The organism is Calditrichota bacterium, assembly GCA_013151735.1.
Classification (GTDB): domain Bacteria; phylum Zhuqueibacterota; class JdFR-76; order JdFR-76; family BMS3Abin05; genus BMS3Abin05.
Genome location: JAADHR010000166.1, coordinates 1 through 8,370, shown reverse-complemented (window position 1 = coordinate 8,370; position 8,370 = coordinate 1). Strand labels below are relative to the sequence as shown.

The 8,370-nt window shown below is 49.2% G+C and carries 6 protein-coding genes; all 6 read left to right on the top strand.

The window, feature by feature from the left end:
- Nucleotides 1–554 precede the first annotated feature (554 nt).
- The 6 genes from GXO76_11755 to GXO76_11730 all read left to right on the top strand — a co-directional run bounded on the left by GXO76_11755 (nt 555) and on the right by GXO76_11730 (nt 8,291).
- Nucleotides 555–3,167 (top strand): insulinase family protein, encoded by a 2,613-nt coding sequence (locus GXO76_11755; protein NOY78533.1) that lies wholly within the window; start codon nt 555–557, stop codon nt 3,165–3,167.
- Between the two features lie 10 nt (nt 3,168–3,177).
- Entirely contained in the window at nt 3,178–3,531 is a 354-nt protein-coding gene (locus GXO76_11750; GenBank protein ID NOY78532.1) for an STAS domain-containing protein, read from the top strand.
- Complete coding sequence (accC, locus tag GXO76_11745) at nt 3,494–5,104, top strand: acetyl-CoA carboxylase biotin carboxylase subunit (protein NOY78531.1); 1,611 nt, start codon at nt 3,494–3,496, stop codon at nt 5,102–5,104. The genes GXO76_11750 and accC overlap by 38 nt, the downstream gene beginning before the upstream one ends.
- Nucleotides 5,105–5,106: 2 nt before the next feature.
- The gene (locus GXO76_11740) at nt 5,107–5,619 is read left to right on the top strand and encodes a biotin/lipoyl-binding protein (protein NOY78530.1); all 513 of its coding nucleotides are present in this window, start codon (nt 5,107–5,109) and stop codon (nt 5,617–5,619) included.
- Between the two features lie 261 nt (nt 5,620–5,880).
- Entirely contained in the window at nt 5,881–6,249 is a 369-nt protein-coding gene (locus GXO76_11735) for a zinc ribbon domain-containing protein (protein NOY78529.1), read from the top strand.
- A gap of 56 nt (nt 6,250–6,305) precedes the next feature.
- Entirely contained in the window at nt 6,306–8,291 is a 1,986-nt protein-coding gene (locus GXO76_11730) for an ATP-dependent helicase (protein NOY78528.1), read from the top strand.
- The last annotated feature ends 79 nt before the right edge of the window (nt 8,292–8,370 follow it).

Below are 8,370 nucleotides of genomic sequence, written 5' to 3'. Positions count from 1 at the left end.
ACGTTAACCCGTTGCACCCACGTTAACCGGAAATGGTTAAACTTAGCGACGAGGGAAGTCCCCTCTATCAAGAGGGGATTTAGGGGTGTGTAATTTGTGAGCTCTTTTTGTTCCCCACGAATTTGCACGAATGGATACGAAAAAACATGCGCAAAATCCCTGAAAACAAGAAAGAGAAAGTTTGGCGGGCAGCGGACATGCTTTTGTAAGTTTTTATTGAGACCGACGTAACGCAAGTATTAGGGAAGTCCCCTCTATCAAGAGGGGATTTAGGGGTGTGTTATTATTAAACTTATCCAACAAATAGGTAACACACCCCGATCCGTCCGCCGGCTGGCCGACGGATCACCCCTCTTTTTAGAGGGGAATTTTGCTTAGGTGCTAAAAAATAGATTGTCAGAATATCCAAATTAATTTTTTTAGATTTATTATTTTTCATTATAAAACAAGCTGTTAAATAAAACTCGCAACCGTAGAGGTTTCAAACAAATAGTTGTCTTGATCTTTGTGACTTAGAGTCTTTGTGGCCAGAATTTATGAATAATGCAAGTTAAATGAAAGGAATAAATATGACCCGTTTTACCTTCAAACTTAACTCCCTTCGGCTTTTGGGATGTCTGTTCCTCGGGTTGATCAGCGGAATGTCCGCCGAAGCAGCCTCCCCCAATCCGGTTGAATTTTCCGTGCTGGAAAACGGAATGGAAGTGATTTACGTGGAAAACCACTCCAATCCGGTTGTGGCCTCGGTTGTCATCGTAAAAACGGGTGTTCGGAATGAAACCCCGGCTATTAACGGCGCGTCGCATTATCTGGAACACCTGCTCTTCAACGGAACCAAAACCCGCACGCAGAAACAACTCTACGATGAAATGGATTTTATCGGTGGTTACAACAATGCGCATACCGACTGGGATTACACGGATTTTATGGTTTTGGCGCCAAAAGACCAATTCGAGACCGCCCTGGACATTCAGGCAGACATGCTGTTCAACTCTACGCTTCTTCCTGAAAAATTCAAAAAAGAGCGAAAAATCGTGCTGGAGGAAATTGCGAAGGATCGTACCCAGCCCAGCTACACAGCGGAAGAATTCTTCAACTATGTTTATTTTAAGGGAAGCATGTACGCCTATCCGGTTTTGGGATCGTATGAGTCGCTGGCTCACACCACGCGCGATGAGGTGTTTGCCTATTACAAAGCCCATTATGTTCCCAATAATATGGTTGCCGTGATTATTGGCGATTTTGAAACCGCAAAAATGAAGAAAGTCGTGGAAAAATACTTTGGCCCGTATCCTCCCGGAGATGTGCCTCCTGCCACGCCTATTCGGGTGCGTCCGGTTCGCAGCCATGATATTTTTGTCACGCATGGAGCGACCCGGCATCCCCTTCTTTCGATGGCCATTCCGGCTCCAAAATACTCCGATGCAGATTATTATGCCTTTGAAATCTTAAATTCGATTTTAAACGAAAAACTTGCTCAAACCTTTCAGGAAACCGCCCCTCCAAAGGTTTTTCAGGTGTACTCGGATTACGTGGTTCATCCGGATGTCTCACTCCTAAAAATCGATGCTACTCTGGCACCGGGCATGTCGGCCAAAGCATTCGTAAAGGAAACGGAAAATGTATTTCGACAGCTTCGGGAACAGCCGATTTCTCCCCTCAAATTGCGCCACATCATCACGTCCATTCGGGCGGAAAATACGTACCTGTTTGAGCGGCCCCATTATTTCGGAATGATGAAAGCCACGTCTCTTTATCTGGGGGGATATGATTTTTTAAAATCCTACAATACCGCTATTCTGAAGGTGACACCGCTGGCGATCCAAAAGGCGGCACAAACGTACCTGGCGAATGTCCGGCCGGTTGTGACGCTTATGAAACCGGAAGCTCCGGCAAGAGAATCTCAACAAAATACCTCCCTCGTAGCCTACAAGAAGGATGTTTTTTCTAACGGACTCACCGTCATCGTCAAGCAAAGTACAGGCTCACAGGTGACGGGATTTCATGTTCTGGCCAAAAACCGTCTCTTGATGGAACCGGTAGGAAAAAACGGTATTACGGAAGTTCTGCATTATATGCTGCTGAAAGGGACACGGCATTTTACCGAACAAGCCCTGCAGGATACCCTGGAGGCCATGGGCACCCGTTTGAAGGTACACGACAATCCCTACATTCCCTACGATAATTATTATTTGTCCCGGTTTTACTCCTACATTCGGATGGAATGTCTGGAGGATTTTGAGATTCCCTCCTTCAAGATCCTTGCGGAATTAATTGAAAAACCGAAATTCACAGAAAAGGCTCTGGAAAGTGTAAAGGCCGAGCTGGCCAACCGGGCTGGGCGACAGGGACATTCCGCCCGTTCTCTTGCGGGAAAGCTTTTTGCCGAACGGATTTTTGCCGATTCTCTTTTGGTTCGGCCGGTGTTGGGGCGGCCGAATGAAATCAGGTCCATTACACTGAAGGATTTAGAGACCTACTACAAAACCTATTTTTCTCCGGGGAATTTGATTTTAACGATTGTGACCAATCGCCCGGCGGACCAAATGATGGCGATCGTCAAAAAGAATTTCGGGAAATGGACCACCGGGAGGCAGGCGCCTGTGGTTTCGGCCAAACTGAATCGCCTGACACGGCCTGTCCGAATCGAAAAAAATCTCGGCAAGGGGCAGTCCTACATTCTTGTGGGCAAACCGTTGAATCAGTTTGATCCGGCCGACTATCCGGCGCTGATGGTGACGAATGCCATCCTTTCCTCTCAAATCGCATTCCATCTGCGGGAACAAAAGGGTTGGGCGTATTCCATTGGTTCGTCGGTTATTGCAGACAAACTACCCTATTTTGCGGCGTCGATGGGAACACGTCCGCAGAATGCCGTTGAGGCGGAAAAGGCTCTGCTAAAAGAAATCCGCGATTTTCCCGGGCAGAAGTTAACGGACAAAGAGGTTCAAAAGGCCGTTCACATGCTTATCGGACGTTATGTGATGCGGCAATTGCCCCGGGAAAATCAGGCCTATTTTTTAGGACTCAGTCAATTTGCCTTTGGGGACTATCGGGTCTGGACGCACCTTTTTGATCGGATGAAACAGGTTCGTCCGGCCGATGTGAAGCAGATGGCCCGGAAATATTTTGGAAACAATCGATTTGTAACCATCATGGTAAAATGAGGACAAACTCATGGAATTAAAAACACGGCGAATAGGAAAGGTGACGGTGTGCACTCCCGATCAACCCAAATTGGATGCCTCAAATGCGTCCGATTTGAAAAAGGAATTTCTCCGCATTTTTGTTGAGGAATCCCCGAAGGTTGTTCTGGATTTGAAAGATGTTTCTTCTCTGGACAGTACCGGTTTGGGGGCTATTTTGTTTGGATTACGGAATTCAAAAAACTACGGGGGGCAAATCAAATTGGTGAATCCTCAGCCAAAGGTGCAAAAATTGATCGACATTGCCCAATTGGGGCGCGTTCTGGAAATCTTCTCTTCGGTAGAGGATGCCCTGGCGTCATTCGAGGAAGAAAGCGACCTGTAAATGGTTTTTCCGGAATGTGAACAAGCGGGGCAATGAATGCAGTGGCCCGTTTGTTGAACCGAAAAAAGGAGATGCTGTGATTCGCAAGGTTTTAATTGCCAACAGGGGTGAAATTGCGGTGCGTGTGATTCGTGCGTGCCGGGAAATGGGGATCCGAACGGTGGCTGTTTTTTCGGAGGCAGATCGACTGAGTCTGCACGCACGAATGGCGGATGAGGCCTACCCCGTTGGAAAAGCACCATCCACCGAAAGTTATCTGGTCGGAGACCGCCTGATTGCAACGGCCAAAAAAGCGGGCGCCGATGCCGTTCACCCCGGGTACGGATTTCTGGCGGAGAACGCGGATTTTGCCGAAGCCGTGGAAAAAGCCGGGTTGATCTGGATTGGCCCTCCGCCCGAGGCAATTCGTCTGATGGGCGACAAAACCATGGCCCGCCAGCGAATGAAGGCGGCGGGTGTTCCCACGGTGCCCGGCACGCTTGAGCCCATCTCAAATGAATCGGATGCGTTGGCCAAGGCCGAAGAGATTGGATTCCCTGTTCTGCTGAAAGCAGCTGCAGGAGGCGGCGGGAAAGGCATGCGGGTCGTATCCCGGAAAGAGGATTTCGATTCGGCGCTCCGTACAGCCCAATCCGAGGCCCGGTCCGCATTTGGCGATGACCGGGTGTACATCGAAAAATATCTGGAAAATCCCCGGCACATTGAGTTTCAAATTCTGGCCGACAAGTTCGGACACGTCATTCATCTGGGCGAGCGGGAATGTTCCATTCAACGAAGGCATCAAAAAGTGGTGGAAGAATCGCCTTCCGTGCTGCTAACCCCCGAAATGCGTGCGAAAATGGGGGAGGCGGCCGTTAAAGCCGCACAGGCCTGCGGTTACCAGAATGCCGGTACCATTGAATTCTTGGTGGACAAACACCTCAATTACTATTTTTTAGAAATGAACACGCGCCTCCAGGTAGAGCACCCGGTAACCGAAGAAACAACGGGAATCGATCTGGTGAAAGAGCAGTTAAAAATCGCTTCCGGAATTCCTTTGAGCTACTCGCAGGAAGAAATCCGGCAGCACGGACACGCCATCGAGGTGCGGATTTACGCCGAAGATCCGGCCAACAACTTTATGCCGTCGGCGGGGAAAATTCAATTTCTTCGTCCACCCAGCGGTCCGGGGATTCGAGAGGACAGCGGCGTTTACGAGGGAGTTGAAGTATCCCTTTTTTACGATCCGATTCTCTCCAAACTCATTGTCTGGGGAAAAGATCGAAACGAAGCCATTGCCCGAATGGTTCGTGCGCTAAAAGAATATCGAATCTACGGCATTCAGACAACGATCCCCTTTGGCGTTATGGTCATGCAAAATAAAAAATTTCAGGATGGAAATTTTGATACGGGGTTTGTGGAAAAGGAATTCCGGGAGGGAAAATTCGAATCGGCGGACCATTCGAAGATTGCAGCAATTGCCGCCTTACTGGTCTCTCAGGAGAAAGTGCCGTCAAAGGTGTCTGTTTCTCAAAATCACCGTCCCTGTGAAAGTCCCTGGAAAGTGGCGGGTCGTACGCAGAACATGAGGTGAACATGAAATATTTTGTGACTATTGAAGATAAGGAATATGAATTCGATCTAAACGGCAACCATGACCGTCCAACGCTGATTTTGGAAAACCAGCCCATCCCGGTCGATTTTAAGAAGATTGGTGACTCGTCGGTTTATTCCCTTCTTTTGGACGGTCAAAGCTACGAGGTTTGGGTCCAGCCGCAAAATGGAACATTTCAAATCGGAATTGAAGGGGCGTCCTACCTGGCAAAAGTCGAGGATGAAAGGAAACGGCTTCTCAAACAATTGACACACAGCGATGCAAAAGCGGAAGGAGTTGTTCCGATCCATGCTCCCATGCCGGGGCTTGTGGTTCGGATTTCGGTAGAAAAAGGGACCTCTGTTGAAAAAGGGCAGGGGCTCATGGTCATTGAGGCCATGAAAATGGAGAATGAAATCAAGGCGCCGGTTGCAGGGGTGATCCAATCAATTGGGGTGAAACAGGGCGAGGCTATCGATAAGAATGCCTTGCTTCTGGAAATTCGTGCAGACTGAACAATGTTTCAATTAACTACTTGCTTTAGTTGTCATAGTCTTTACGTCTAATCCTGGGGGTTGGAGAACGCACGGTCGTTGAGCGGAGTCGAAACGACCGGGGGAAGATAGTATTCCAGGCTCCCTTCGACTCCGCTCAGGGAGCGGCTTCTCTATACGGTTAAAAAATAGGTAACTGAATTTACAAAATAAACCACGTAGGATTTTTATGGCAAAAAATCTCTGAATTATACGCGTTAAAGAATAGAGAGGTGAGGGGTTATGCCAATTTACGAATACCGGTGTTTGGATTGCGGGAAGCGCACCAACTTCCTGTTCTTAAAGCGGGATGAAAAGCGGGAATTGAAATGTCGCTGGTGCGGCAGCAGCCGAATGGAGCGGGTAATTTCCCGATTTGCAACCCTTCAGTCGGAGGAGGACCGGCTTGAAAAATTGTCCGATCCGAGTGCCTGGAGCGGCCTGGATGAAAACGATCCGAAATCCATCGCAAAATTTATGAAAAAAATGGGAAGCGAACTGGGCGAGGAAATGGACAAAGAAGAACTGGATCAGATGATTGACGAAGCGGAGCGGGAAGCCTACGAGATGAAAAAGGGCGGAACCGGCGGCAGTGAAGAGGATGTGGTTTGAAACGGGCGTGCCGAAGACGCCACAAATTGATGGGGCGGTAAAAATGGAACAGATTCGTGTTTAGTCCGGAAACTGAAAATGTTGCCCGAAAAACATACCGCCTGAAAGAGCGGGGAAAGCCCCTCGCTTCTTTTTATGACCGGTTGGATGACGACCAGCGGGAGGCCGTCCTCAAATCGCAGGGGAGGAGTCTGGTCATTGCCGGTCCGGGTTCCGGCAAAACTCACGTCATTACGTACAAAGTGGCCCATTTGATTCAAAGCGGGATGCTGCCAACGGACATTCTGCTGGTCACGTTTACGCGGCGGGCGGCCCGCGAAATGATTCACCGATCACAGGCGTTGGTTCGCCGGGATCTTTCCGACATGCTGGCAGGCACGTTTCATCATGTGTGTAACCGTCTTCTGCGGCGTTACGGCTCGCATGTGGGGGTGGCACCGAATTTTACCATTCTCGATCGGGACGACTCCATTTCGCTCTTGAAGATTTCCCGCCGAGAATATTTAACCCGAAACTTCGCCAAAGAGAAACAGCCCAAGGTGTTGGCCCCGAGAGCTCTTGCAGACCTTTACGCGTACATGGGAAATGTGCTGATCAGTCTGCGGGAAGCGGTTCTTGAGCTGCACCCCCGGTTTGTTCCGTCCCTCGATCATCTGGAGGCCATTTACCGGGATTACCTGCGACGAAAAGCCCAATTAAATGCTCTGGATTACGATGATCTTCAAATTTACGTCATGCGCCTGCTTGAAGAGAATCCTGTTATCGCTCAAAAGATTTCCGACCAATTTCGGTGGGTTTTGGTAGACGAGTTTCAGGACACCAGCCTCATTCAGGCCCAGTTGGCAGAAAAATGGGCAGCCGTCCACGGGAATTTAATGGTGGTTGGGGATGATGCGCAAAGCATTTATTCGTTTCGGGGGGCCCGTTATCAAAATATCTTGGATTTTGCCCGGCATCCGGATTGCCGGGTTTTCAAGATTCAAAATAATTACCGAAGCACCCGCCAGATTGTGGCGTTTATCAATGAAATGATTCCCAATAACGTTTTTCAGAAGGAACTGCGCGCGGTTAAAGGGGATGGCCCCAAACCGATTATTGCCATTACACTGGATCGGGACCAGCAGGCAAAATTTGTCACCCAGCGGGTACGGGAATTCATCGCCGCGGACGTCCCTTTGAATGAAATGGGCATTTTGTACCGGTCTCACTCCCATTCGTTAGAGGTGCAAATTGAACTGACCCATGCCGGTATCCCCTTTGAGATTTATTCCGGCGTCAAATTCACGGAAAGCGCCCACGTAAAAGATGTGCTTTCCTTTTTGCGGCTTCTAACCAATCCGCGCGATCAAATTGCCTGGGATCGGGCGCTCATGCTTTTTGAAGGGATCGGGAAGGCGACGGCCGGCCGCATTTCCAGCCGTATTTTGCAGGCCCTTGAAGGCGAGCGCGATCCTTTTGTGGAATTGGACCAGTTGATTGCGTCGAAGCAAGCGGAGGGCTTTGAAGGATTCAAGGGCTTGATTCGGAAACTTCGACTGGAAAAATCACCCGGGGCGATGATTCAACGGATCTTAAGAGAATTTTACAAAGACTATCTGGAAACCCATTTTGCCAATTATCGGGAACGTCAGCGGGATCTGGAACGATTGGCGGAAATTGCCAATCGATATGCCACCTGTCAGCAATTTCTGGCCGACATTTTGCTGGCGGAGGATGATCTGGACCGGGAGGCGGCCCCCTCTGAAGAAAAAAAACTGGTGCTCACAACCGTACACCAGGCAAAAGGCCTGGAATGGGATGTGGTGTTTGTCTTGTCGGTGAACCCGGGAGACTTTCCTTCCCGCTGGGCCGTGATGGAAGGGAATCTCGATGAGGAACGCCGCGTATTTTATGTGGCCATTACGCGCCCGCGGCGGGAATTAATCATCTGCCGGCAGATGTTTACCCCGGCTTTTTCCGATGAGCTCATTTACGACGACCAGGAAGCCGACTTTTTGGCGAATGTGCCGGAAGAACTGGTGGAATTCTGGAATGTGGAATAGGGACTCAGGAGATCGCGAATTCGGAAATAATTGCCAAAAATACATTGGGTATTTACCATGAAATGGAATGTAAATACGC